The sequence below is a fragment of the Bradyrhizobium sp. USDA3010 genome (assembly GCF_056429065.1).
Genome location: NZ_JBWJZD010000015.1, coordinates 90658 through 116584, shown reverse-complemented (window position 1 = coordinate 116584; position 25927 = coordinate 90658). Strand labels below are relative to the sequence as shown.

At 64.3% G+C, this 25927-nt stretch carries 23 protein-coding genes; 7 read left to right on the top strand and 16 right to left on the bottom strand.

The features are described 5' to 3' along the window. Window positions 1-26 precede the first annotated feature (26 nt). Complete coding sequence (gene ispH, locus AC066Y_RS22990) at window positions 27-953, bottom strand: 4-hydroxy-3-methylbut-2-enyl diphosphate reductase (protein ID WP_092125121.1); 927 nt, start codon at window positions 951-953, stop codon at window positions 27-29. 453 nt (window positions 954-1406) lie between these two features. On the opposite strand from ispH, the gene hpnN reads away from it, so the two are divergent. Beyond that, complete coding sequence (gene hpnN, locus AC066Y_RS22985) at window positions 1407-4022, top strand: hopanoid transporter HpnN (RefSeq protein WP_478275853.1); 2616 nt, start codon at window positions 1407-1409, stop codon at window positions 4020-4022. Window positions 4023-4133: 111 nt separating this feature from the next. Here hpnN and AC066Y_RS22980 read toward each other — a convergent pair whose 3' ends face one another. Beyond that, window positions 4134-4790 (bottom strand): DUF2147 domain-containing protein, encoded by a 657-nt coding sequence (locus AC066Y_RS22980; RefSeq protein WP_478275852.1) that lies wholly within the window; start codon window positions 4788-4790, stop codon window positions 4134-4136. A 102-nt stretch (window positions 4791-4892) separates the two neighbouring features. Between AC066Y_RS22980 and hpnO the strand changes: the two genes are divergently transcribed. Further along, the gene (gene hpnO, locus AC066Y_RS22975; protein ID WP_478275851.1) at window positions 4893-6284 is read left to right on the top strand and encodes an aminobacteriohopanetriol synthase HpnO; all 1392 of its coding nucleotides are present in this window, start codon (window positions 4893-4895) and stop codon (window positions 6282-6284) included. A gap of 212 nt (window positions 6285-6496) precedes the next feature. On the opposite strand, the gene AC066Y_RS22970 is transcribed toward hpnO, so the two are convergent. The 10 genes from AC066Y_RS22970 to AC066Y_RS22925 all read right to left on the bottom strand — a co-directional run bounded on the left by AC066Y_RS22970 (window position 6497) and on the right by AC066Y_RS22925 (window position 15233). Beyond that, window positions 6497-7261, bottom strand: coding sequence for an anti-sigma factor family protein (locus tag AC066Y_RS22970; protein WP_092125125.1), 765 nt, complete (start codon window positions 7259-7261; stop codon window positions 6497-6499). Then, window positions 7258-7815 (bottom strand): sigma-70 family RNA polymerase sigma factor, encoded by a 558-nt coding sequence (locus AC066Y_RS22965; RefSeq protein ID WP_173641736.1) that lies wholly within the window; start codon window positions 7813-7815, stop codon window positions 7258-7260. Before AC066Y_RS22965 ends, AC066Y_RS22970 begins: the two co-directional genes overlap by 4 nt. A gap of 94 nt (window positions 7816-7909) precedes the next feature. Next, window positions 7910-8233 (bottom strand): cupredoxin domain-containing protein, encoded by a 324-nt coding sequence (locus AC066Y_RS22960; protein WP_176532575.1) that lies wholly within the window; start codon window positions 8231-8233, stop codon window positions 7910-7912. Window positions 8234-8245: 12 nt separating this feature from the next. Next, complete coding sequence (locus AC066Y_RS22955) at window positions 8246-9199, bottom strand: metallophosphoesterase family protein (protein ID WP_478275850.1); 954 nt, start codon at window positions 9197-9199, stop codon at window positions 8246-8248. A gap of 565 nt (window positions 9200-9764) precedes the next feature. Then, window positions 9765-10031: a hypothetical protein gene (locus AC066Y_RS22950; protein ID WP_478275849.1), complete on the bottom strand. Its 267-nt coding sequence runs from the start codon at window positions 10029-10031 to the stop codon at window positions 9765-9767. A gap of 87 nt (window positions 10032-10118) precedes the next feature. After that, window positions 10119-11021 carry an alpha/beta fold hydrolase gene (locus tag AC066Y_RS22945; protein ID WP_478275848.1) on the bottom strand — a complete coding sequence of 301 codons (903 nt, stop codon included), beginning with the start codon at window positions 11019-11021 and terminating at the stop codon, window positions 10119-10121. Window positions 11022-11028: 7 nt separating this feature from the next. Further along, on the bottom strand, window positions 11029-12648 hold the full coding sequence (locus AC066Y_RS22940; protein ID WP_478275847.1) for a GMC family oxidoreductase: 1620 nt from the start codon (window positions 12646-12648) through the stop codon (window positions 11029-11031). Between the two features lie 99 nt (window positions 12649-12747). Next, window positions 12748-14055, bottom strand: coding sequence for an MFS transporter (locus tag AC066Y_RS22935; protein WP_478275846.1), 1308 nt, complete (start codon window positions 14053-14055; stop codon window positions 12748-12750). Window positions 14056-14280: 225 nt separating this feature from the next. After that, entirely contained in the window at window positions 14281-14730 is a 450-nt protein-coding gene (locus AC066Y_RS22930; RefSeq protein WP_478275845.1) for a MaoC family dehydratase, read from the bottom strand. Between the two features lie 11 nt (window positions 14731-14741). After that, on the bottom strand, window positions 14742-15233 hold the full coding sequence (locus AC066Y_RS22925) for a MaoC family dehydratase (protein ID WP_478275844.1): 492 nt from the start codon (window positions 15231-15233) through the stop codon (window positions 14742-14744). A 168-nt stretch (window positions 15234-15401) separates the two neighbouring features. Here AC066Y_RS22925 and AC066Y_RS22920 point away from each other — a divergent pair, with 168 nt between their 5' ends. The 3 genes from AC066Y_RS22920 (at window position 15402) to AC066Y_RS22910 (ending at window position 18360) form a co-directional block, all read left to right on the top strand. Further along, a complete protein-coding gene (locus AC066Y_RS22920; protein ID WP_456757755.1) occupies window positions 15402-16172 on the top strand; it encodes an IclR family transcriptional regulator domain-containing protein in 771 nt (256 codons plus the stop codon). Window positions 16173-16290: 118 nt separating this feature from the next. Next, on the top strand, window positions 16291-17628 hold the full coding sequence (locus AC066Y_RS22915; protein ID WP_478275843.1) for an amidohydrolase: 1338 nt from the start codon (window positions 16291-16293) through the stop codon (window positions 17626-17628). 105 nt (window positions 17629-17733) lie between these two features. Then, a complete protein-coding gene (locus AC066Y_RS22910; protein WP_478275842.1) occupies window positions 17734-18360 on the top strand; it encodes a pyridoxamine 5'-phosphate oxidase family protein in 627 nt (208 codons plus the stop codon). 111 nt (window positions 18361-18471) lie between these two features. On the opposite strand, the gene AC066Y_RS22905 is transcribed toward AC066Y_RS22910, so the two are convergent. Then, on the bottom strand, window positions 18472-18897 hold the full coding sequence (locus tag AC066Y_RS22905; protein ID WP_478275841.1) for a hypothetical protein: 426 nt from the start codon (window positions 18895-18897) through the stop codon (window positions 18472-18474). A 278-nt stretch (window positions 18898-19175) separates the two neighbouring features. Between AC066Y_RS22905 and AC066Y_RS22900 the strand changes: the two genes are divergently transcribed. Further along, window positions 19176-20348 (top strand): M20 aminoacylase family protein, encoded by a 1173-nt coding sequence (locus AC066Y_RS22900; protein ID WP_478275840.1) that lies wholly within the window; start codon window positions 19176-19178, stop codon window positions 20346-20348. Window positions 20349-20647: 299 nt separating this feature from the next. Here AC066Y_RS22900 and dapD read toward each other — a convergent pair whose 3' ends face one another. Next, window positions 20648-21619, bottom strand: a complete 972-nt coding sequence (dapD, locus tag AC066Y_RS22895) for a 2,3,4,5-tetrahydropyridine-2,6-dicarboxylate N-succinyltransferase (protein WP_478275839.1) — start codon at window positions 21617-21619, stop codon at window positions 20648-20650. A 213-nt stretch (window positions 21620-21832) separates the two neighbouring features. Next, a complete protein-coding gene (locus tag AC066Y_RS22890; RefSeq protein WP_478275838.1) occupies window positions 21833-23014 on the bottom strand; it encodes a cytochrome P450 in 1182 nt (393 codons plus the stop codon). A gap of 137 nt (window positions 23015-23151) precedes the next feature. Between AC066Y_RS22890 and AC066Y_RS22885 the strand changes: the two genes are divergently transcribed. Then, window positions 23152-24060: a LysR family transcriptional regulator gene (locus AC066Y_RS22885; RefSeq protein ID WP_478275837.1), complete on the top strand. Its 909-nt coding sequence runs from the start codon at window positions 23152-23154 to the stop codon at window positions 24058-24060. Window positions 24061-24147: 87 nt separating this feature from the next. Here the strand turns inward: AC066Y_RS22885 and AC066Y_RS22880 are convergent, their stop codons facing one another. Next, on the bottom strand, window positions 24148-25770 hold the full coding sequence (locus AC066Y_RS22880) for an inorganic phosphate transporter (RefSeq protein ID WP_478275836.1): 1623 nt from the start codon (window positions 25768-25770) through the stop codon (window positions 24148-24150). Between the last annotated feature and the right edge of the window lie 157 nt (window positions 25771-25927).

Here is a 25927-nt window from a genome sequence, read left to right as displayed (position 1 = left end):
ACTTATCAAAGGGAAGTGGGTTCAGATCAGCCCGCAGTCAGTTCGGCCGGCAGCCGGAATTCGATATTCTCTTCGCGGCCCGGAACGACCGAGACCGACACCGGTCCGATACGCCGCAGGGCCTCGATGACATCGTCGACCAAAACCTCAGGTGCCGATGCACCCGCCGTAATGCCGACGGCCTTCGCATCCTTCAGCCAATCCGGGTTGAGCTCGCTCCCATCGGCAATGAGATAACTCGCGACACCAACCTCGGTGCCGATCTCACGAAGCCTGTTCGAGTTGGAACTATTGGCGGCCCCCACCACCAAAATGACATCCACCAGCTTACTCAGGTCCCTTACCGCAGATTGGCGGTTCTGTGTCGCATAGCAGATATCCCTGATGTCCGGGCCTTGAATATCTGTAAATTTTGCCTGAAGGGCCGCGATGATGTCCCTGGTGTCGTCCACCGACAGGGTGGTCTGGGTGATGTAGGCGACCGGGGCGTCGGTCGGCAGCCGCAATTCCGCCACATCCTGAACGCTCTGGACCAGCAGGACCGGCCCCGGAACCTGCCCCATGGTTCCCTCGACCTCGGGATGGCCGGCATGCCCGATCAGGATCAGGGCGCGGCCCCTCGAGATATAGCGCTTGCCCTGGTTGTGGACCTTGGTGACGAGCGGGCAGGTGGCATTGAGCACGGGCAGGTCGCGGGCCTCCGCCTCCTCCTCGACGCTCCTGGCGACGCCATGGGCGCTGAAGACGGTCACCGCCTTGGCCGGCACTTCCGACAGGTCCTCGACGAAGATCGCGCCCTTCTTCTTCAGGCTTTCGACCACGTATTTGTTGTGAACGATCTCGTGGCGGACGTAGACCGGCGGGCCATACTTCTGCAGCGCGCGTTCGACGATTTCGATCGCGCGCACAACGCCCGCGCAAAAGCCGCGCGGCTGGGCAAGAAACACTTCCATAGGTCGTCCGTTACGCAAATTGCACCAATCTCATTCCATGCCCTGCTGCCATTTCGGCAACGCACTCCGCCCGGGCGGACGCCGCAACTTCAGTTGCAATGCCCGCACCATCTCAGATCCTGCACGTGATCCGCGCCCTCAAGGGCATGGAAATACAGGGATTTGTGGCAAAAAGGTAGCGCTTCGAGCGGATGAGTAGCCAGTCAAGTGAGGGGAGTGAGGTAATATGGTGTGGATTTCAGGTCCTGCGACCGTCCGTCTCCCTCACTTGTTCGTCACTTTATCGCCCACTCCTGCGGTCTATACCGGCGGCTCGTGGCCGTTCCTGTGCTTTGGAACCTCCTTGCCATCTCGTCGAGGAAGGTAACCAAAACAACATTAGATCGGTCCCCGGAACTCCGCTACAGAGCGGGCGTTTTCGGCCATGCTTCCCAGAGATTAGAAAGAAACGAAGTGCTGACAAATATTGTCGTCTCCGTTGTTAGGACCTGTACGCGTTTTGCCCTTCCGGTTGTCATTCTCTCGGTGCTGCTGTCGATCGGCGCCGGCTTCTATACGGCTCGCAACTTCTCGATCAACACCGACATCAACAAGCTGATCTCGCCGGATCTGGATTGGCGCAAGCGCGACAACCAGTTCGAGGAAGCCTTTGATCGCGAGCGGCTGATCCTGGCCGTCGTCGAGGCGGCGACGCCCGAGCTGACCAGCTCGGCCGCGAAGGCGCTCACCGCGAAGCTGCAAGCCGACAAGAAGAACTTCGAGGCGATCACCGCGCTCGGCTCCGGCGAATTCTTCGAGAAGAACGGCTTGCTGTTCCTGCCGACCGAAGAGGTCGGCAAGGTCACGGGCCAGCTCGAATCGGCAGCGCCGCTGATCGAGATCATGGCTGGCGACCCTTCAATTCGCGGACTGACCGGTGCGCTCGAAACCGGCCTTGCCGGCGTCAAGCGCGGACAGGTCAAGCTCGACAACGCCGCTCCGCCCTTCAACCTGATCTCCGAGACCGTTGAGACCGTCCTCGCCAAGGGCAATGCGACCTTCTCCTGGCGTGAGCTCACCAGCGACAAGCCGCTGACCGATTCGGACAAGCGTGCCTTCATCGAGATCAAGCCGATCATCGACTATTCGGCGCTGGAGCCGGGCAAGGACGCAACCGATGCGATCCGGCAGGCGGCGGCCGACCTGAAATTCCCGACCGAGTATCACGCGCGCGTCCGCCTGACCGGACCCGTGCCGATCGCCAACGAGGAATACGCCACCGTGCAGGACGGCGCGATCCGCAACGGCATCGGCACCGTGGTGATCGTGCTGATCATCCTCTGGCTGGCGCTGCATTCCGGCAAGATCATCTTCGCGGTGTTCGTGAACCTGTTCATCGGTCTTGCCCTCACCACGGCGGTCGGCCTGATGATGGTCGGATCGCTGAACCTGCTTTCGATCGCCTTCGCGGTGCTGTTCGTTGGCCTCGGTGTCGACTTCGGCATCCAGTTCAGCGTCCGCTACCGCTCCGAGCGTTACAAGAACGACAATCTGACGCTGGCGCTGGAAAACGCGGCGCGTCGCTCGGCGGTGCCGCTGTCGCTCGCGGCGATGGCGACCGCGGCCGGCTTCCTGTGCTTCCTGCCGACCGACTACAAGGGCATCTCCGAACTCGGCAAGATCGCCGGCGCCGGCATGCTGGTGGCCTTCATCACCAGCATCACGGTGCTGCCGGCGCTGCTCGACCTGCTCAATCCGCCTGGAGAGAAGGAGCCGGTCGGCTACGCCTTCCTGGCGCCGCTCGATCACTTCCTGGAAAAGCATCGCGTCCCGATCATCGTCGGCACGATCCTGGTCACGGTCGCGGGCCTGCCGCTGCTGCACTACATGAAGTTCGACTTCAACCCGATCAATCTGCGCAACAAGCACGCGGAATCGATCGCGACCTTCCTCGACCTGAGAAACGATCCGAATACCGGCGCCAACGCCATCAACGTGATGACGCGCTCGGAGGCCGACGCCAAGAAGATCGAGGCCAAGCTCGAGAAGCTGCCGGAAGTGTCGCGCGTGATGTCGCTCGACAGCTTCGTGCCTGATGATCAGCCGGCCAAGCTGAAGCTGATCGCGCAGGCGGCCAAGATGCTCGGTCCCGCGCTCAACCCCGACTCGGTCGATCCGGCGCCGTCGGATCAGGAGAATGTCGAGTCGCTGAAGAGCTCGGTCGACAACCTGCGCAGGACCGCGGGCGACGGCAAGGGGGCGGGCGCGGTTGCCGCGCGCCGGCTCGCCGATGCCCTGCAGAAGCTGGCCGATTCGAACCAGTCCATCCGTGACAAGGCCCAGGACGTCTTCGTCGCGCCGATGAAGATCGTGTTCGATCAGCTCCGCAACACGCTGCAGGCCCAGACCGTCACGCTGCAGAACCTGCCGCCGGAACTGGTCGAGAGCTGGAGGACCAAGGACGGCCTGATGCGTGTCGAGGTCGAGCCGAAGGGCGATCCGAACGACAACGACAATCTGCGCCGCTTTGCCGATGCCGTGCTCGCCGCCGAGCCGACCGCGATCGGCGGGCCGGTCTCGATCCTGAAGTCGGGCGATGTCATCGTGAATGCGTTCATCCACGCCGGCATCCTGGCGCTGGTCACGATCGGCCTGCTACTGTGGCTGACGCTGCGCCGCGTCGTCGACGTGCTGATGACGCTGGTGCCGCTCCTGGTCGCCGGCATCGTCACGCTGGAGATTTGCGTGCTGATCGGGCTGCCGCTCAACTTCGCCAACATCGTCGCGCTGCCGCTGCTGCTCGGCGTCGGCGTCGCGTTCAAGATCTACTATGTCACGGCATGGCGGCAGGGCAGGACAAACCTGCTGCAGTCGAGCCTGACGCGTGCGATCTTTTTCAGCGCGCTGACCACGGCGACCGCGTTCGGCAGCCTGTGGCTGTCCAGCCATCCCGGCACCGCGAGCATGGGCAAGCTGCTCGCGCTCTCGCTCGTCACCACGCTCGCGGCAGTGTTGCTGTTCCAGCCGGCGCTGATGGGCAAGCCGCGCGAGGCCCTCAAGGAGGAGGATATCGCCAACGACGTCACCTGACGCGCAGGCGATCGGGCTTGGCGGCAAGGTGCCGCCGAGCCTTAAATTCAGGCACGCGTCAACGTCACGAACCAGCCGGCATGCGCGCGCGACGCCGCCAGCTGGCCTTGGTCAATGCGTTGGTCGCGCGATGTCCGGCAGCAGGCAGATATCACCCACGACGTCAGCAGACGCATTGGCGTTGCCTGGGGCAGTGGTTGCCTGCTTTTGCCCCGGCTTGGTGGCAGGCGCCACGGCGCCGGTGGTCTTCTGCGGCGCGGCCGGTTTGGGCAGGGCACCCTTCGCCGCCGGGCTGCCCGCGGCAGGCGGGTTGCCGGTGGCGCTGACAGGGATCGGCGGACCGACGCGGGTCCAGGTCTCGCCGCCACAGAGGAAGCCGAGCACGCAGCCCTGGATCTCGAGCTGATCGGTGCCGACGGGCTTGATGGTCGAGCTGTAGAGCTGGCCGTCCTTCGCGTTGTAGACTTGGCCTTCCCACGCGTCGGCGCCGGCCTTCTTCTTCATGTCGATCAGGATCGGCATGCCGAGCGTAGGCCTGCCTTGCTTCGCCGGATCAGGATTGTTCTTATCCTTGCCGCCGGGGGTTTTTTCCCAGGACACCGCACCCCACATGCTGCCATTACACTGGGCGACGCGGATGGTGGCGACACCGTCGGCGACCTTCCAGTCGCCGGTCGGGTCCGCTGCAAGCGCCGGTGATAATACGGTGGCCAAAAATAAACCTGAAAAGGCTATTGTACGCGCGAAAGTTCTTGGGCAGTGCAACATGGTCCAAACCTGTGCTTAACTAGACGATCCGAGCGGGGGTCAAAACGCCGCTAGCGAGCGTTTTAAGTTGACGAGATGGCCATCAACCGACGTATGTAACGAATGGTAAGTTCCAATTTAGACGTTTCCGAGATTTTTGTGGAGCGCGAGGGGCAGCGCGGTGCCATGCACACGCGTCACCTCAACGAGCAGCTCGTTCGCGTCCTCAAGACCATCGGCTATGACGTCGGCTTCCAGAAGGGGCAAGGCCAATACCTCTTCGATCGTCAGGGGGCTCGTTACCTCGATCTATTGAGCGGATTTGGCGTTTTTGCGATTGGCCGCAATCATCCGGACCTGCGCAAGGCGCTGAAGAGCGTGCTCGACGCCGATCTGCCGAATCTGGTGCAGCTCGACGTCTCGACGCTCGCCGGCGTGCTCGCGGAACGGCTTCTGGAATATGTTCCATATCTGGACAAGGTGTTTTTCGCCAATTCCGGTGCCGAAACCGTCGAAGCGGCGATCAAGTTCGCGCGTGGCGCCACGGGCCGTCCGGGCATCGTCTATTGCGGGCATTCCTTCCACGGGTTGTCCTACGGCGCGCTGTCGCTGACCGATGATTCGAATTTCCGCAGTGGCTTCGAGCCGCTGCTGCCGGGTTGCACCCCGATCCCCTACAACGATCTCGAGGCGCTGGAGAAGGCGCTGTCGTCGCGCCAGGTCGGTGCGTTTATCGTCGAGCCGATCCAGGGCAAGGGCGTCAACATGCCCACCGACGAGTTCCTGCCCGGCGCGCTGGCGCTGTGCCGCAAATACGGCACGCTGTTCATCGCCGACGAGATCCAGACCGGCATCGGCCGCACCGGCAAGTTCCTCGCGATCGAGCACTGGGGCATCGAGCCCGACATGGTGCTGCTGGCGAAGGCGCTCTCCGGCGGTCACGTGCCGATCGGCGCGCTGCTGACGCGCAAGAGCATCTTCGACAAGATCTTCAACCAGATGGACCGCGCGGTCGTGCATGGCTCGACCTTCGCCAAGAACGATCTCGCGATGGCCGCCGGCATCGCCACGCTCGATGTCATCAAGGCCGAAAAGCTCGTCGAGAACGCCGCCAAACGCGGCGCCGAGCTGCGCCTTGCGCTGACCCGCATGGTGCCGGGCTACGAGTTGATGAAGGAAGTCCGCGGCAAGGGCCTGATGATCGGGGTCGAGTTCGGCCCGCCGAAATCGCTGCGGCTGAAGGCGTCGTGGAATCTGCTGGAGACCGCCAACAAGGGCCTGTTCTGCCAGCTGATCACGGTGCCGCTGTTCAAGGATCACAAGATCCTGACCCAGGTCGCCGGCCACGGCCTCCACACCATCAAGCTGCTGCCGCCGCTCATGATCACCGAAGACGACTGCAGCTGGATCGAGAAGTCGTTCGACGAGGTGATCGCCGGCAGCCACAAGGTGCCCGGCGCGATCTGGTCGCTCGGCAAGACGCTGGTCGACAACGCGGTGCGCAAGTCGGCGTAGGCTTGAACCCGTAGCCCGGATGCAGCGAAGCGAAATCCGGGGTTCTCGATCCTTGCGAGACTGTTCCCGGATTGCGCTGCGCTCCATCCGGGCTACGAAGCAGCCTCATCCGTCATTGCGAGCGAAGCGAAGCAATCCATCGCGAAAGACGGAGATATGGATTGCTTCGTCGCTGTCGCTCCTCGCAATGACGGTCGGCCAAGGGAGGCATCTCACCCCTCCTTGTTCGCGCGCATCGCGCCCTCGAACTTGTCGCCGAACTCCGTCAATTCGTCGGCACCGAGATCGCTGACGGCCCAGTAGTTCAGGCCGCGGTCGCTCCAGCGGCGAATGTTGAAACCTTGCAGCGTCGAGATCTTCGCGGACTTCCGTTCGGTGCTCGCGGTCTGCGCCACGAACAGGTTGATGACGTGCTGGCGCCGCTTGTAGACCACGGCGCCGATCTCGCGGGCGTTGACGTAGTCGAGCCGGCCGCCGATCAGGGTAAAGCCCTGCGCGGTGAGATCGATCACCGGCGGCGAGACGTCGAGCTTGCCGTTGAACCAGGGCTTGACCGTATGCTGATCGGTCGAGACCACGTCGATCAGGTGGCCGGCCTGCAGCGAGCGCAGATGCGCCGACACCACCTCGTTCTCGATGCGCTGCTCGTCGTCATTGCGCAGCACGATCGCGACGAGGCCGGTCGCGGCCATCGCCGACACGGCGGAGCCCATCGCGAAGCCGCGCAGCACCGAGCGCCGGGTCGGCGCCGCCTGCGGTTGCGGCAACGCCTTCTCGATCTTGCGGCGCAGCTCGAGCGGCGCCTTGTAGCGCACATCGCTCTCGGCGATCGCCTGACGGATCTCCTGATATTCCTTCATCAGGGCGGCGCAATGCGCGCAACCCTCGATATGGGCTTCCACTTCGCGCGCATGGCCGGCATCGAGTTCGCCGTCGATCAGCGCGTGGACCAGCACTTCGGCTTCCTCGCAGTTCATTTCACTTGCTCCTGTTCCGCGAGCCAGGCCGATCGCAGCATGGCGCGGGCGCGTGCGAGGCGGGACATCACGGTGCCGACAGGCACGGCGGCGACATCGGCGATCTCGCGGTAAGAAAGATTCTGGATTTCCCTGAGCACAAAGGTCTCGCGGAACGGCTCGGCGAGCGCCGCGACGAGCTTGCGCACGGTGTCGCCGTCGAAGCGACGCAGCAGCTGCTTTTCCGGGGTCTCCGGCGCCTCATTCCACAGCGGGGTCTGATCGCCACCCTCGGGCAGCTCCTCGACCGCGGTGGGGGCGGTCTTGCGGCGGGCATATTCGGCGCGGCAGACATTGCGCAGGATCGCAAACAGCCACGGCTTCATCGCAGGTCCACGGTAGCTGTCGAAATGCTTGTAGGCGCGCAGATAGCATTCCTGCACCGCATCCTCGGCGTCGGCGGCATCGCGCAACAAATAGCGTGCCAGGGTATAGGCGTCGTCAAGGTACGGCAGCGCGGCTTCGCGGAAGCGCCGCGCCTTTTCGGGATCGTCTTGCGACGCTTTGACAACCATCGTGTCCTGCCCGGCATGTCGAGAGACGGCTTGTGCCCGGCCGGGGGCGGAGGGCCACCGGCCGGGCATGGCTGTGATTGTATGGGTGGTCACGTTACCCAACCTTGATACTGCCTGTCATGTGCGGATGCAGCGAGCAGAAATACTTGTACTCGCCGGGCTCCGTGAAGGTGAACGAGAAGGTGCCGTCGGTATCCATGGTCTTGGAGCGGAATTTTCCCGCACACACCACGGTGTGCGGGATGTCGTCGCGGTTGGTCCAGGTCACGGTGGTGCCGACCTTCACCTCGAGCGGGTTCGGCGCGAACGAGAAGTTGTCGATGTGGACCGCGACGTCTTCGGCGCGGGCCGCCGTGACAGGAAGCAGCATGGTCGCGACCACGGCTATACCGAAATCGCGTCGATTGATCGAACTCATCGGTCTCGTCCCTCAGCCCTGCAACGGCGTGTCGATGATCGCCAGCGGCTGGCTGTTCTGCTTGAAGTTGATGCTGGCGACGCCGAGCATGCTGCGCAGCTTGGCATCCTCGACCTTCATCGGGCCGGGCGAGGGGGCCGCACCCGGCGCCGGCTGCGGGAAGGCCGTCGAGCGCGCGGTGTGGAAGGTGACGTTGCCCTCGACCTTCTGCATCACCTGGTGGATGTGGCCGTTGAGCACGGTGACCGAGCCGAAGCCCTTGACATACTCCAGCGCGCGGGCGCCGTCCTCGGTACCCCAGCCCCATTGCGGATAGACCGTCCACAGCGGGATGTGGGCGAACAGCACGATCGGGGTCGACTTCGAGCGGCTCTTGAGGTCGTTCTCGAGCCATTCCAGCTGCTCGTTGCCGAGATTGCCGAGGCCGCCGCCCTTGAGGTCGACGACGTTGACGAGGCCGACGAAATGCACGCCGCCGGCGTCGAAGGAGTAGTAGCCCGGACCCTTGGTGCCCTTGCCGTAGCGTTCCTTGTAGAGCTTGACCTCCTCGTCGATGAAGTCGTGCTCGCCCGGCACGTAATGCACGTCGAGCTTGGCCTGCGAGATGATGCGATCGGCGTCATCGAATTCGGACGCCTTCGACAGATGCGTGATATCGCCGGTGTGGATCATGAACGACGGCTTGACCTGCATCGCCCGGACCTTGTTGATGGCCTCTTCAAGCGTGCCGATGGCATTCGGGTTGGCCGGCTTGTCGAAGCCGACATGGCTGTCGCTGATCTGCATGAAGGTCATGCCGGTGGTCGCTTCGGCTGCGGCCGCCGAGCCGACGATGCCGAGGGAATGCGGCACGCCGCCGGTAACCGTCCAGAGGACGCCGGTGCCGGCCCAGGTCATGCATTCCAGCACCTTGCGTCGGCTGACGCCTTTCTCTTCATCGTGGTGGTCGTGATCGTGTCCGCTCATAGCAAGTCTCCCGTTGGGCCCAGGGATTGGGTTTCCGGGAAGGTGATCGGCGAGCCCAGGGGTTTATTCCCGCGGCTTTGGACGGGGTTGAGGGCCGGGATGACGATTTCGTGAGGGCCGGAAAGCCGGCCGCGACATGAGTAGACATACCGCCGGCGCGACAGGTGGACGCAAGGGCAAGATCCGCCATTGAAAGTATGGGGCCTGCAACGCTATCGACCCGGCAAACCACTGATCGGTCGGAGGAAAACATGGCCGAGGTCACCGGCGGCGGTCACTACGGCGAAGTTCGTTACGAGGTGACCGGGGAACCGGTCGTCCATGCGACATTCAGAGCGGCACCTATGACGATCCCGATGCGGTGCCGGCCACGATGCATATCCAGGTCGCGGAGCGGCTGCGCTGGATAGAAACGGCGCATGAGCTGCCGACCGTCGAGCGCTTTCCGTCGCCGGAATGAGCGCTGGCCGACGGGTGCAGCGCTGATGCGCGGCGCAACATGGCGATGCCCCGCAACATAGATGAACAACCGCAACAAAGCTGTCTTGCAGCCGTCAGCATAATGTCAGCGCTCCTGCATAAGAATGGCGGACTTCACTCGCCACACCGGGAGATCTTCATGAGCGACCACGCAGGCGTTGAGCATCACCACAAGGCAGCTGAGCATCACGAGCACGCGGCGCGTCATCACCGCGAAGCCGCCAAGCACCACGAAGCCGGCGATCACCACAAGGCGGCGCATCACGCGCACAGCGCCCATGGTCACGCCAGCCATGCCCAGCATCACCACACCGAGGCGAGCCGGCATCACGCCGAGCACCACGGCAATCACTAAGAACCGTTCCAGTACTGCGTGAGTGGCTTCCGCCGTCCTCGCAAGGGGACGGCGTTTTCTTTTGGCGGGCGTTCCGTGCCGACGCTAGCCGGTTCGCGCGTCAAACGTCCTGAGCGCCGCAACCATGAGCTCCGGCGCTTCCTGCGCGACGCAGTGCCCGACGTTCTCGAATGTCCAGCGGCTGGCGTGCGGGATCAGGGCGGCGGCGCGATCGGCCATCTCCTTGTAGACCGGCCATGACTGCTCAGCCGTGGCGATGCAGACCGGGCAGGCGATGTCGGAGAACCACGGGAACGGATTGCCGCGCGCATCGCCGGTGTAGATCTGCTCCATGGCCTGGAAGATCGGCCCAAGCAGCGCCGACTCGATTTCAGGCGTGCAGCGTAGCTGCATGCGGCCGTCGTCGAGCTGTGCAAAACCGTGATGGACATAGGCCCACAGCGACGGCTCGGTCCACGGCGCGAACGCCGGTGCTTCGCGCAATCGCCGGAACAGATCGTCGGCGTTGTCGAATTCGGCGCGGCGGCGCAGCACGCCCTGCACCGATGCGTTCGCGATCTCGCTCAAGCCGCCGGTCCGCGGCGCGCGCGGATCCATCGCGGTCGGCTCCGTCACGAACAGCCGCGCGAAGCGGTCCGGCACCAGCTTCGTGGCGAGCATCAGGTCGGTCGCGCCGGCGCTGTGACCGATGCCGTAAATGTTCTGAAGGTCGAGGCGCTCGACCACCATGCGGACATCGTCGGCGAAGTCCTGGAACTGATAGCGGTCGGCCGGCGGCTTGTGGCTCAGGCCGTGGCCGCGGCGGTCGAGCGCATAGACGGTGTAGTCGGCGGCCAGCGCTTCGGCGACCTCGGTCCACACTTCGGCGACAAAGCCGGTGCCGTGCAGCAGCAGCGCCGGCGGCTTGCCGGAGGCCGGCTCGCCCCACCGTGCCAGCGCGATCTGCGCGCCGGCATCGCCAACGAGAATGCGCTTCCGGGAGTTCATCGTCGCTCTATCGTGCATCCTGCAGGATCATCGCCGCGGCCTTCTCGGCGATCATCGCGGTCGGCGTATTGGTGTTGCCGGAGGTGATGGTCGGCATCACGGAGGCATCCGCGATGCGCAGGCCGTTGAGGCCATAGAAGCGCAGGCGCTCGTCGACCACGGCCATCGGATCGTTAGCCGTTCCCATCTTCGCGGTGCCGACCGGGTGGAAGATCGTGGTGCCGATGTCGCCGGCGGCCTTGGCGAGCGAGGCGTCGTCATCGCCGACCGAGGGGCCGGGCAGGAATTCCTCGGGGTGATATTTCTCCAGCGCCTTCTGCTTCATCAGTCTGCGCGTGGTGCGGATCGCGTCGGCTGCGACCTGGCGGTCGTCCTCGGTCGAGAGGTAGTTCGGCGCGATCGACGGCTTGTCGTCGGGCGCGGTCGAGCGGATCCGCACCGTGCCGCGCGAGGTCGGCTGCAGATTGCAGGCGCTCACCGTGATCGCGGGGAAGCGATGCAGCGGGTCGCCGAACTTGTCGAGCGACAGCGGCTGCACGTGGAACTGAATGTTGGCGCGCGAGCGCGTCGCATCCGAGCGCGTGAAGATGCCGAGCTGCGACGGCGCCATGGTCAGCGGCCCGCGGCGACGGAATGCGTAGTCGAGGCCCATCAGGCCGCGGCGCACGAGGTTGTAATAGGTCTCGTTCAGCGTGCGCACGCCCGACACCTTGTAGATCGCGCGCTGCTGCAGATGGTCCTGCAGATTGTGGCCGATGCCCTGCACATCAGCCACGATGTCGATGCCGAGCGGCGACAGCCATTCGGCCGGGCCGATGCCGGAACGATGCAGCACCTGCGTGGTGCCGATCGAGCCGGCGCAGAGGATCACCTCGCCTTTAGCACGCGCTTCGACCGTCTCGTTGCCCTGACGGAACAGCACGCCGGCGGCGCGGCCGCTCTCGATGATCAGGCGGTCGACCAGCACGTCGATCTCTAGCCGCAGGTTGCTCCGGTTCAGCACCGGCTTGAGGAAACCGCGCGCCGACGACCAGCGCCGCCCGCGCTTCTGGTTGACGTGGAAGTAGCTGGTGCCCTCATTGTCGCCGGTGTTGAAGTCCGGAATGCGCTTGATGCCCATCTCCTCGGCGGCATCGCCGACCGCATCGAGGATCTGCCACGACAGCCGCGGCGCCTCGATGCGCCAGCCGCCGCCTGTGCCATGATGCTCGCTCTCGCCGAGGAAGTGATCCTCCAGCCGCTTGAATGCTGGCAGCACGTCGCTGTAGCTCCAGCCGGTGAGGCCGAGCTGCCGCCAGTGATCGTAATCCGCGGCCTGGCCGCGCATCGAGATCATGGCGTTGATCGCCGACGAGCCCCCGATCACCTTGCCGCGCGGATAGGCGAGCGCGCGGCCGTTGAGGCCGGGCTCAGGCTCGGTCTTGAACATCCAGTCCGAGCGCGGATTGCCGATCGCGAAGAGATAGCCGACCGGGATGTGAAACCAGATCCAGTTGTCCTTGCCGCCGGCTTCGAGCAGCAGCACGCGCTTCTTCGGATCGGCCGACAGGCGGTTGGCCATGATGCAGCCCGCCGTGCCTGCGCCGACGATAATGTAGTCGAAATCACCCTCGAGCCTTCGCGGCATGTCCTCGTTCCCGGCAAGCGTCTTTTGTTGAACTCCTATTAGTCAGACGCAGCCGGTCGAGACAAGCCCGGCCGACGACGCCGGGCGTGCGCTGGATGATCAGGGACGGCTCGGTTCGGCCAATGTGACCTCATGTCTCGCTCGGGGAACGCAGAGGATCAGCGTCAGCATACCGATCGCGAGCAGCGCGCCGACGAGGGCGAGCGGTGTGTAGATGCTCCCGGTCGCGACATTCATCCAGCCGATCAGGGCAGGGCAGACCGCGCCGCCGAACGAGCCGATCGCGCTGATCAACGCGATGCCGCCTGCCGCGGCGCTGCCTTCCAGCATCGCGTTGGGAATGGTCCAGAACAGGGAGAGAATCGCGAAGATGCCGATCGAGGCGATGGCGAGCAGCGTTACGGTCAGGAGGATGCTGCCTTGTGCGGCCTGCAAGGCGATGAAGCACGCCGCCGCGACGAGGCCGCAAGCGACCACGTGCCAGCGCCGTTCCCGTGTGCGATCGGAGCTGTAGCCGATCGCGACCATGCCGATCGCCGACGCGACCGAGATCGCGCCGCTCAGCCAGCCGATCTCGGTAGTGGTCGCCACGCCGACGCGCTTGAGCAGCGTCGGCGTCCACAGCAGGATGGTGTTGAGCGAGCAGAAGAACGCGAAATAGATGAAGGACAGGAGATAGACGCGCGGCTCGCGCAGCGCTGCTGCGAAGCTGCTTGTCGTGCCAGGGGCGGCGGCGCGATCGCGGGCGAGTTCGCTTGCGACCTGCCGTCGCTCGTCGGTGCTGAGCCAGTTCGCGGCCTGCGGCCCGTCGGCGAGATAAAGATACGCGGCGATGCCGAGCAGCACGGCGGGAACGCCTTCGAGGATGAACAGCCACTGCCAGCCATGCAGGCCATGGACGCCCTGCATGTGATCCATGATCAGGCCCGACAGCGGCCCCGCGATGACGCCGCCGAGCGGCACCGCCATCACGAACAGGCTGGTCATGCGGCCGCGCACGCGATCCGGAAACCACAGCGTCAGGTAGTACAGGATGCCGGGGAAGAAGCCGCCCTCGGCGGCGCCGAGCAGGAAGCGCAGCAGATAGAGGTGATACTGGTTCTGCACCAGCGCGAGCAGCACGGTCACGGTGCCCCACAGCACCATGATCCGCAGCAGGGTCTTGCGGACGCCGATCCTGACCAGCAGCAGATTGCTCGGCACTTCGAGCGCGACGTAGCCGACCGAGAAGATGCCGGCGGCAAGCCCGAACACCGCGTCATCGATGTCGAGGTCGTGCAGGAATTGCAGCTTGGCAAAGCCGATGTTGAAACGATCGATGATCGCCACCGTGTAGCACGCCAGCAGGAACGGGATCAGGCGCCGGGCGATCCGTCCATAGAGCCGCGATTGGGCCGCATCCTGCATCGAAACCTCCAGATGATTGTTTTGATTGTTGTTGAGTTGGTAGCGCCGCGAACGAGCCATGCTCCCTCGCCCCGTTCTTACGGGGGCGAGACGAGCGAAGCTCGCTCTGAGAGGGTCGGGGTGATAACGCGGCGATCGCTGAGCCCGCGGAGAATCCCCCTCACCCGGAACGCATCTGCGATGCGTTCCGGCCTCTCCCCGCACGCGGGGCGAGGCTAAGGTCTGTTAGCCCGCCTTCACGTTCGGAAACTCCAGCATCGCTTCGCCGGCCGCGACCGTCTCGCCGCGCTGGTTCTGCACGGCGACGTCGACCAGCACCCAGCGCGATTTGGCGGTGGTCTGCCTGGCCTTGATGGTGCCGGCGGGACGGATGGTGTCGCCGGGCTTCACCGGCTTCAGCCAGCGCGTCTCGAGCCTGCGATGGATCGCGCCGGCAGGCGTTGCCCAGTCGGTCAGCATGCGCGAGATCAGGCCGAAATTGTTCATGCCATGCATGATGATGCCGCCGAAATTGGTCTTGCCGAAATCGCCCTTCATGTAGTTGTCGTCGAGATGCAGCGGGTTGTAGTCGAGCGATGCATCGCAGAACAGGCGGATCGATTCGCGCGAGACCGCGAAGGCGGGGCCGTCGATGGTGTCGCCGGCCTTGAGAGCATCGAAATTCGCTGTGGTCATCGTGATCCTCCTTACATCGGACGGATGGTCTGGCCGCGACCCGAGCAGATCACGTCGCCATGCTGGTTGAAGAAGACGTTGTCGTGCACCACGAACAGCCGCTCGCGCTTGATGAACTTGTCGAGCGCGCGGGCCTGCAGGGTGATGGTGTCGCCGGGACGGGCAGGGATGTTGTAGCTCCACGACTGCCCGGCATTGACGGTGCCCGGCGAGCGCATCCAGTCGTCGGCCGGCGTGCAGGCGAACATCAAGAGGATGTGGATCGCGGGCGGGGCGATGAGCCCGCCATAGGGCCCGGCCTTCGCGGCGGTCTCGTCGAGATAGAGCGGGTTGGTCTCGCCGACCGCCCGGCAGTACAGCGCGATCGCGTCCTGCGTGAGCAGGTAGGGCAGCGTCTTGCGCGGCTCGCCGGGGACGATGTCGTCCCACACCTTGCGCAGCTTCGCGTCCTTCCAGAAATCGGTTTCGAACGGGGTGGCCGCAGAACTTTCTGCTTGCGCCATCGAGGATCCTCCTGCTATTCAGTTCGCCAGGCGAACAGTTAATTCGCTGTGTGAATTGACGCTAGCGCGGTCGGGAGCCCCTGACAAGCGGGCAGCGCCGCGTCACGTGCAGGCAGCCATGCGGGCTGCGATGTGAAGAGCAGAACGACGCCCCCACCAGATGATGCCATGAGCAAAGAGAGTGACGGCTTCGTGCGTGCGATCGCGCGCGGTTTCTCGATCATCGAGGCGCTCGGCAAGCCGCCGGGCCGGCACACGCTGGCGGAGGCCGCCGACACCGCCGGTCTCAACCGCGCCACCGCACGCCGCATCCTCGCGACCCTGGTGGCGCTGAAATATTGCGCCTCGGACGGACGCTATTTCAGCTTGCGGCCGCGCGCGCTCGGGCTCGGCCTGTCCTATCTCAACGCGCTGCCCTATTGGGCGCATGCGCAGCGCGCGCTGGAGAATTTGCGCAACGAGATCGGCGAGTCCTGCGCGATGGCGGTGCTCGATGAGGATGAGATCGTCTATGCGCTGCGTCTGCCTGCGCGGCGGATCCTGTCGGCCAATCTGGGCGTCGGCAGCCGGCTGCCCGCGCATCTGGTGTCGCTCGGCCGCGTGATGCTCGCGGCGCTCCCGCCTGGCACCCGCGAGGCTTATCTTGCGAGCGGCGGCTTCAAGCAGGTCACGCCGCGTACCGTGACCGATCCGGAGCGTCTCGGCGAGTTGCTCGCGCGGGTCGAGAGCGACGGCTACGCCTGGGTCGATGGCGAGCTCGATCCCGCGATCTGCGGCATCGCCGTGCCGCTGCGCGACCCGGCCGGCGCGGTGGTCGCGGCGCTCAGCGTCAACACGATTTCCGGCACGGTCAGCGAGGCCGGCGCGCGCAAGAAATTTCTGCTGCCGCTGCGCCGCACCGCACAGGAGATCCGCAGCCAGATGCTCACCTCAGGCTAGGTGCGCACACGCTCTGGATCAGTCATTGTTTCCGATCACCTTGCCTGCTTAGATCGCGGAGCCGAGCCCAGCCTGGCGCTCGGGGTGCAGTATCCGGGTTTCGGTTGGAGCGATTGCAATGAACAAGATTGTTCTCACGCTGCTTGCGTCCGCCGCGCTCTGCGCTTCATTGCCGCTGCGAGCCAATGCTGAACTCGATGTCGCCGCGCTGAAGGGCGCAATCGAGAAATCGGTCGAGGCCGACTATCCGAAGCTCGACGCGCTCTACAAGGATCTTCACGCCCATCCCGAGATCGCGTTTCAGGAGGAGAAGACCGCGGCCAAGCTGGCTGCCGAGATGCGGGCGCTGGGCTTCGAGGTGACGGAGCACGTCGGCAAGACCGGGCTGGTTGCGATCTACAGGAACGGCGAGGGCCCCACCGTCATGGTGCGCACCGAGCTCGATGCGCTGCCGATGGAAGAGAAGACCGGCCTTCCCTATGCCAGCCACGACAAGACCACATGGCAGGGACGTGAAACCTTCGTGGCCCACAGCTGCGGCCACGACATCCACATGGCGAGCTGGGTCGGCGCGGCCAAGACGCTGGTCGGCCTGAAAGACCAATGGCACGGCACGCTGATGTTCATCGCCCAGCCGGCTGAAGAGATCGTGGCGGGCGCCAAGGCCATGCTGGCGGATGGTCTGTTCACGAAATTTCCAAAGCCGAATTTCGGCTTCGCCCTGCACGATGGCCCGTTCGCCTACGGAACGGTGCGCTATCGCGTCGGGATCGGCTCGTCCGCCGCCGATGGTCTCTACATCAAATTCCGTGGCCGCGGCGGGCACGGTGCGGTACCGCAGGCGACCATCGATCCCGTGATGATGGCCGCGCGCTTTGTCGTCGATGTTCAGAGCGTGATCAGCCGCGAAAAGGACCCGACCGAATTCGGTGTGGTCAGCATCGGCGCAATTCACGGCGGCACCGCGTCAAACATCATTCCTGACGATGTGGTGCTGCTCGGCACCATTCGCACCTTCAAGCCCGAGGTGCGCGCCAAAATGCTTGCAGGCATCGAGCGGACGGCGAAGGCGGCAGCCGCCATGTCGAATGCGCCTGAGCCTGAGATCAACCTCGCCGAAGGGACCAAGGCCGTGATCAACGATCCCGACGTGGTCGGCACGGCGGAAAAGGTGCTGAAGGCGGCGTTTGGCGACAAGTTCGCAACCTCGCCGCCCGGCACGCCCAGCGAGGATTATTCGGAATTCGTCAGCGCTGGGGTGCCATCGATGTTCTTCAACATCGGTGTCTACGAGCCGGAGCGCGTCGCCGCGGCCCGGGCGGGCAACGGCCCGCCATTGCCGACCAACCACTCGCCGCTGTTCGCGCCGGTGCCGGAGCCGACCATCAAGACCGGTGTCGAGGCCATGACGCTTGCCGTGTTGAGCGCGTTCGACCGGCAGGCGCGAGGAAATTAGCCTTCTGCGGCCGGGCGCGCCCAGGAGATTCTGCTGCCGTTGCACAGCATATTCTGGCCGTGCCAAAACGTGTAGACCGGTTGCTCAACTTGCTGGAGGAGTCCTGTGGCAGATCCCGTTCGCGCCCCTTTCTACCACGACGGAATGCGTGAGTTGCAGGACCGCTTCGACGGCCGTCGTGTCGCCGACGGCCTCGAGAAGCATCGCCTCCACTTCGAATTCTGGGAACAGGAGCGCAAGCTCATCGAGGAGACGCGGTTCTTTTTCATCGCGACGAGCTATCAGGATAACGTCGATTGTTCGATGCGTTGTGGCGATCCCGGCTTCGTGAAGATCACCGGACCCGACACGCTTGAATACCCCGAGTATGACGGCAACAACATGTACCGCACACTCGGCAATATTCACCGCAACCCGAACGTCGGGTTGCTGTTTGTGCGCCTCGACGGCAAGACGTTTCGCGCGCGCATCCGGGGCAAGGCAACGATCGACGACAGCGTGGAAACGCTTGCCCGGCACCATGGCGCGAAGCTTGTCGTGCGCGTCAAATGCGAAATCTTTCCGAACTGCCCGCGCTACATTCCGGACCTGATGGGCGCGTCAGCGGATGCGCCGGCGAATCCGTTCGTTCCTCGGCCCGGGTACGAGCCGCCCGCACCGGAATGGAAGAGCCGGGATTACCTTAAAGACGTACTTTCGAAATACGATCCGCATCGGAAACGCGACGCATAGCGAGCAGGCGAGAACGGATATTGCTCTGCGCCGCACTTCGAGGGCAAAGCGGACGTAGCGTATGATCGTCCGCACCGTAAGTGGATATGGGAGAGGCGGAGCAAAATTCGATCAAGGCAGCGGCGCCATGTAGGGAATGCTGCCGACCAATACGAACACCTGAACCGCATTGCACAGCATGCCGCCCCAATGCAGCCGGCGCAGCCGCCGCACCGCGGTGGGATCACCTGAGTCGCGCGCGTCCGCCTCGGCATCGAGCCGCCGCAGAAACCATCGGCGCGCCAGCACCGCGAAGGCCGCGATCAAGGCGATGCCAAGCGCGACGGCCGGCCGGCCCGCCGCCGCAAAGGCGAGCGTCCCGATTGCACCCGAGACGGTCAGCACCAGGAAGTAGGCATTGAACATGCCGCGCAGCAGTCGTGTGACGGGCGGGACGTCGAGCTTTACGAGCAGGAACGCGGGAGCCGCGAGCAGGAAGTAGCCCATCGGCACCAGCAGGATGATGGTGGAGAACAAGACCGCTTGATCCGGCGTCATGCAGCCGCGCCCTTCTTGAAGGCTGGGGGATTTCGGTGCGGAGAACCTCCGATAGTATCCGCACGGGATATCCCCGGCACTATTAGGCTTTGGTCGGATGCGATCCCGTCGGACCAGACATCGGCGAACGGACGCACGGCCGCTCGGCCCCTAGGGGAACACTCGGCATCCCATTTGCGAATGCAGGGCCCAAGCCGGAGGCATGCCACATCTGTTGGGTGGACCGGCTCTTGCATGCTAGACAGAACTTACGTCCAACCTCTGAGGCCAGAACTCTCATGCCCATCGTCAACCGCGTCGCCGATCTGCAACCCGATATCCAGGCTTGGCGCCGCAACATCCATGAAAACCCCGAACTGCTGTATGACGTGCACCGCACTGCATCATTCGTGGCCGACCGGCTGCGGGAATTCGGCTGCGACGAGGTCGTGACCGGGCTCGGCAAGACCGGCGTGGTCGGGGTCATCAAGGGCAAGAAGGGGGCGGCCAAAGGCGACGTCAAGGTGATCGGCCTGCGCGCCGACATGGACGCGCTGCCGATCCACGAGGAAACCAACCTGCCTTACGCCTCGAAGACGCCGGGCAAGATGCACGCCTGCGGCCACGACGGCCACACCGCGATGCTGCTCGGCGCGGCACGCTATCTCGCCGAGACGCGCAATTTCGCCGGCGATGCGGTCGTGATCTTCCAGCCGGCCGAGGAGGGTGGGGCCGGCGCGGCCGCCATGATCAAGGACGGCCTGATGGACCGCTTCGGCGTCCAGCAGGTTTACGGCATGCACAACGGTCCGGGGATTCCGATCGGCTCGTTCGCGATCCGCTCTGGCCCGATCATGGCGTCCACCGACGAGGTCAATATCAACATCGAGGGGCTCGGCGGCCACGCCGCTCGGCCGCATAAGTGCATCGATTCGGTGATGGTCGGCGCGCAGCTGATCACCGCGCTGCAGTCGATCGTGTCGCGCAGCGTCGATCCGCTCGATTCCGCCGTGATCTCGATCTGCGAATTCCACGCCGGCCATGCCCGCAACGTGATTCCGCAGACTGCGATCTTGCGCGGCACCGTCCGCACGTTGACCCCCGAGGTCCGGCAATTGATCGAGAAGCGCATCGGCGAAGTGGTCAAGGGCGTCGCCCAACTGACCGGCGCGCGGATCGATCTCGACTACAAGCGCGGCTATCCCGTCACTGTCAATCACGCCTCGCAGACCGAATTCGCGACCCGCATCGCCAAGGAAGTCGCCGGCGACGGCAACGTACATCCGATGCCGCCGCTGATGGGCGGCGAGGATTTTTCATACATGCTGGAAGCGCGGCCTGGCGCCTTCATCTTCTGCGGCAACGGCGACAGCGCCGGCCTGCATCACCCCGCCTATAATTTCAACGACGAGGCGATCGTCTACGGCACCTCGTATTTCGTGAAGATCGTGGAGGACGCGCTGGCGGCGTGATCCTTGCCGTTGGTCGCTGCGCTACCCCTCAATCGTCATTGCCCGCGACAAACGCGAAGCATCTGCGCAAGGGAGACGAAGCGATCCATGCTTCAGCGAGCGAAGAGATGGATCGCTTCGCGGAGCCGGTCACCGGGCGCGCGTTCGCGCGACCCGTCGGCTGGCAATGACGAACCAGTGCGCGTACTCGCAAGTTTCTCATGATGTCCGCTTCAGCAGTAGCAAATGACGCGAGGCGCCAGAAGGCGACGTCCGCTGACGCGCCACATGTCGCTGACGACTTCTTTCGAGTGAGCTGCCTAGCCGTGAAGTTGCGAGTTGAGGCCGTCCCAATTTGGTGTGCGTCTGGTTGCCTCAAGAGCGCCGCTCTGGGAATTACGACGAAAAAGAAGGCCCGTCTGGCCTGAGAGTTCTTTGGCTTTCAGGACTCGGCCATCTTCCAAAAGGATGCGCGCGCCTGCCGTGACATAACAGCCCGCCTCGACGATACAATCGTCACCCAACGAAATACCGATACCGGCATTGGCTCCGATCAGGCAGCGCTCACCAACTGTGATCCGCTCTTTCCCGCCTCCGGACAGAGTGCCCATGATCGACGCTCCGCCACCAACGTCGCTGCCACTTCCCACAACCACACCGGCGCTTATCCGGCCTTCGACCATGCAGGGACCGAGCGTACCTGCATTAAAATTGCAAAAGCCTTCATGCATGACGGTCGTGCCCGGCGCCAAGTAGGCTCCGAGCCTTACGCGATCCGCATCTGCAATTCTCACGTCCGCAGGCGTCACATAGTCAGTCATGCGCGGAAACTTATCGACGCCTGTCACCTCAAACGCGAGGGCGCGCGTTCGTGCAATGAGTCGTGCGTCCGGTACACGAGAGCATTCACAGGGACCGAGGGTCGTCCAGGCAACCTTGGGTAACTGACTGAAAATTCCATCAAGGTTCAGGCAATTCGGCTGAACGAGCCGGTGGCTCAGTAGATGGAGTCGAAGATATGCGTCGTGCACATCAGTTGGCGCAGATGCAAGGGAGCCAATTTCCGTACGGATTGGAACGATGTCCACACTGCGGACGTCGTCGTGTCGCGCATATCCGTCTGCCGACCCACCCAACGATCTGTTGATCTCGTCCTTCGTCAGCCGTACCGTTGCCGCCTTGCCGGCCTCCGCGACCAGGCGCAGCTGAAGAAACCAGGAATCCAACACGCGACCGTCAGCGGCAATCGTCGCAAATCCCTCGCCGCTCGCGCCCCTCGGCTCTATCGCCATTTGCGTTGCTCTCACCACGACCCTGCACATAGTGCATACGCGAGTTCTCCTGGAATTGGCAACTTCTGCACGCTCAAACAGTCCGCTTTGGGCCATTTTCGACGGATTGAGCGGGGAGTCGACGGGTGATGTCCGCTTCTGCCCGTAGGCCGGGGTCGGGCCGAGGGGCGTTGCGTCTGGCTGCGGCCTAATGAGTCCGCGTCCTGGACGACCTCACGCATCCCATCGGACCGGCAGCGTCACCGGGCCGCGGAACACCCAGCCGCGGACGAGAGGCGGCGCCTCGGCGCGGAGGCGCAAATTATGCAAGCGCGCGAACAGCATCGGCACCACGATCTTGCCGACCGTGAGCCGCGACACCCAGGTGCCGGCGCAGAAATGCGGTCCGGCGCCGAACGCCAGATGCGATTGCCTCGGTCGCGTCACGTCAAAACGATCGGGCTCGGCGAAGCGATTGCCGTCGCGGTTCGCCGCGCCGACGCAGAGCCCGATCTGAAGGCCCTCAGGCAGCGCGGTGCCGGAAAGATCGACATCGCGGGTGACGCGGCGCGGATACATGCCGATCGGCGAGATCCAGCGCACCGCTTCCTCGAGCGCAGCGGGCCATAGTTCCGGCTGCGCCAGCACGCTGTCCTTCTGCGCCGGGTTTTGCAAGAGACCGAGCACGAGGGTCAGGATCGCATCGCGCGGCTCGTTCAGTCCGCCGCCGATGATCACCTTGATGTTGGCGCGGATGCCCTCGATCGGCATCGGCGGATCGGCGTTGACCATCGAGGACAGGATCGAGGGGTTGGGGTGGCTGCGGTGATCATCGAGCACCGCGTCGATCGCGGCGTCGACATCGGCGCTCGCCTGCATCGCCTTGCGCTCGATCCCGGCATCGGCAGCGTAATTGCCCGCGCCGTCGATCAGCGCCTGCGACCAGTCGGCCAGGGTCTGCCATGGCATCTCACGAAAACCGATCATCGCCATCAGGCTGCGCGAAGCCATCGGCGCGGCGAGCGCTGAGAACAGATCGGCCTCATCGGCAGCGGACAGGTCATCGATCAGCGTTTCCGCGATCGCGGTGAATTTCGGTGCCCAATACTCCTTGATTGTGGCCGGACGGAACGAGGGCTCGATCGCCTTGCGGCCGATCGCGTGCTCGGCGCCGTCCTTGCGCATGAAGGTCGGCCCCATCACCTTGTTGACCAGCGAGGTCGGATTGTCGGCCGAGTAGGTCGCGGGATCGCGCTCGATCCGCACGATGTCGTCGAAGCGCGTCACCAGCGTCAGGCTCGCGGGCTCGACGAACACCGCCGGCGCCAGCTCGCGCAGGCGGCGGAAGATCGGATAGGGGTCGTCGAGCAGATCCTGATAGGCGATGTCGGTGACGACGGGCACAGTGCTGGTCATTGGTCCTCCCGGGGCGCTTTTTGCGAAGGCTAGCGCCAGCGCCGGCAATCACTCAATTCGATGGGGTTGATATAGGCCATCGAAATATTACATGACCTCATGCTAGGCTGGGCCGCCAGCAAGGCGGGAGGTGCAGCGTGGCGGCCAATTCCTCGATCGATCCGATCGACATCGGGACCTTGCGGACGCTTGTGCTGGTCTACGACCTGCAGTCGTTCTCGGCGGCTGCCAGGCGGCTCGACGTCAACCAGTCCACCATCAGCTACGCGGTCGAGCGGTTGCGCGGCGCGCTCGGTGATCCCTTGTTCGTCCGCAACGGCAATGGCGTGACCGCCACCGAACGCTGCACAGCGCTGGTCAGCTGGGCGAGGGACATGATCGGCGAGATCGACGGGCTTGCCTCACCGGCTGAATTCGATCCGGCGACGGCGCAGGGCAGCGTGACGATCTCCTGCAACTATCACGAACGCCAGACCCTGATGCCGCAGTTCAGTGCGCGGCTGCGTGCCGGCGCACCACGGGTCCGTCTCGTGCTGCTCGATGCCGCGGGCCATGGCGACATCCATCTCAAGCAGAACCAGTGCGACATCGTGCTCGGTCCGGTCGGGGTGGTCGGCGAAAGCTTCTTTCGGCGCCATATCCTCACCGATCACTATGTCTGCGTGATGGATCCGGCCAATCCGCTGGCGCGCAGCCGGATCGCACTGTCGGCCTACGCCAAGGCCGAGCACGTCTTCATCACCCATAGCGGCGAGTGGCAGCCGCTCTATCTCGAGGCGCTCAAGGCGAGGGAGATCGAGATCGAGCCTTTGGTCAGCCTTCCGAACCACGACAGTCTGGAGCGCATCGTCGCCGGCACAAGGCTGGTTGCAACGATCCCGCACCACCTGGCGCAGGCGATGCCCGGCGGCCTGCACGTCGCGTCGCTGCCGTTCCGGGTGCCGATCTCGATCGACATGTACTGGAGCGCCCGGACGGCCAAATCAGGCCTGCACAAATGGGCGCGCGGTCTGCTGGCGGAGGTCGCGAAAGTGTACGCCGCCTGAGCGCGCCGCGACTGTCAAAAAGCAAAAGGCCCGCACCTGACGTGCGGGCCTTCCTCCGGCGCGTTGCTGCGCCGAGAGCATTGGGCATCAGAACACGTGGTAGAACACGTAGTACAGACAGCCCGAGAGGATCATCGCGGCCGGCAGGGTCAGCACCCAGGCCATCGCGATGTTGCGGATCGTCGCCCATTGCAGACCGGAGCCGTTGGCGGCCATGGTGCCGGCAATGCCTGACGACAGCACATGCGTGGTCGAGACCGGCAGGCCGTAGCCGTCGGCCGCCGCGATCGTCGCGGCTGCCGTGATCTCGGCGCAGGCGCCCTGCGCGTAGGTCAGGTGGGTCTTGCCGATCTTCTCGCCGACGGTGACGACGATGCGCTTCCAGCCGACCATGGTGCCGAGGCCGAGTGCGATGGCGACGGCGAACTTCACCCAGCTCGGGATGAACTTGGTCGCGGCATCGAGCGAGCCCTTGTACTCGTTCAGCGTGGCGACATCGGCGGCGGTCAGGTCGGCTTCCTTGTCCTTCATCAGGAAGCGGATCGCCTCGGACGCCAGATACATGTCGTTACGGGTGTTGCCGACCGCGTCGGCCGGGAACTTGGCCAGCGAGCCATACTGGGCGACCTGCTGTCCAATGTCGCGCACCAGCACCGCCAGCGACGGATAGGTGCCCTCGTTGATCTGGTGCTGCGCGACATAGTTGGTTACGGCCGGGCGCGGATTGCCGATCACGTTGTAACCGGCGGCCTTGCCTTCGATGACCTTGCTGGCCGAGGTGGAGTGCGCGGCGAACTGCTCGATCTGGCTCGCGGGCAGCGCGCGGTTCAGCGCATAGGCGGTCGGCACGGTGCCGATCAGGATCAGCATGATCAGGCCCATGCCCTTCTGACCGTCGTTCGAGCCGTGGAAGAAGCTGACCAGCGTGCAGGTCAGGATCAGGATGCCGCGGATCCACCACGGAGGCGGCTGGTCGCCGACCGGCTCGCCGAACAGCGCGGGCGTCGCGCGCGCCAGCACGATCTTGAGGATGTAGAGCAGGCCGGCGGCGAGCGCGAAGCCGAACAGCGGCGACAGCAGCAGCGCCTTGGCGATGTTGGTCGCCTGCGACCAGTCAACACCGGAGGTGCCGTCGCGGCCGCGCAGCAGCGCGTTGGTGATGCCGACGCCCATGATCGAACCGATCAGGGTGTGCGAGCTCGAGGCCGGCAGGCCGAGCCACCAGGTGCCGAGATTCCAGATGATGGCGGCGATCAAGAGCGCGAACACCATCGCAAAGCCGGCGCTGGAGCCGACCTGCAGGATCAGTTCGACCGGCAGCAGCGACACGATGCCGAACGCGACGGCGCCGCTCGAGAGCAGCACACCGAACAGGTTGAACATGCCCGACCAGACCACGGCGATATGCGCCGGCAGCGAGCGGGTGTAGATCACGGTGGCGACCGCGTTGGCGGTGTCGTGGAAGCCGTTGACGAATTCGAAGCCGAGCGCGATCAGCAGCGCGACGAACAGCATGATGTAGGGCAGGAACGACGTGATGCGCGTGCCGGTGGCGTCGACGTCGGCATAGATGCTGTAGGCAACGAACAGCAGCGCGGCTGCGACCACGCCCAAATAAATGATCCCCGTCATGGGGTGGAAGCCCTTGTCGAGGTCCGGACCCTTTTTCAGGGCGGGCTCGATCGAGCCGGGTAACGCCATATCGCTCATGGTAAACTCCTGTCCCAATGCCTCCGATTTTGATCGATGCATATGACAGGCAATTGAAATCCGCCCCGTGAAATGAACCGGCCCCCCATGACGGTGGACATCCTGCGGAATTGTTGTGCAACGTATTGAAGGTCCACGAGCCTTCGCGGCCTCGTGG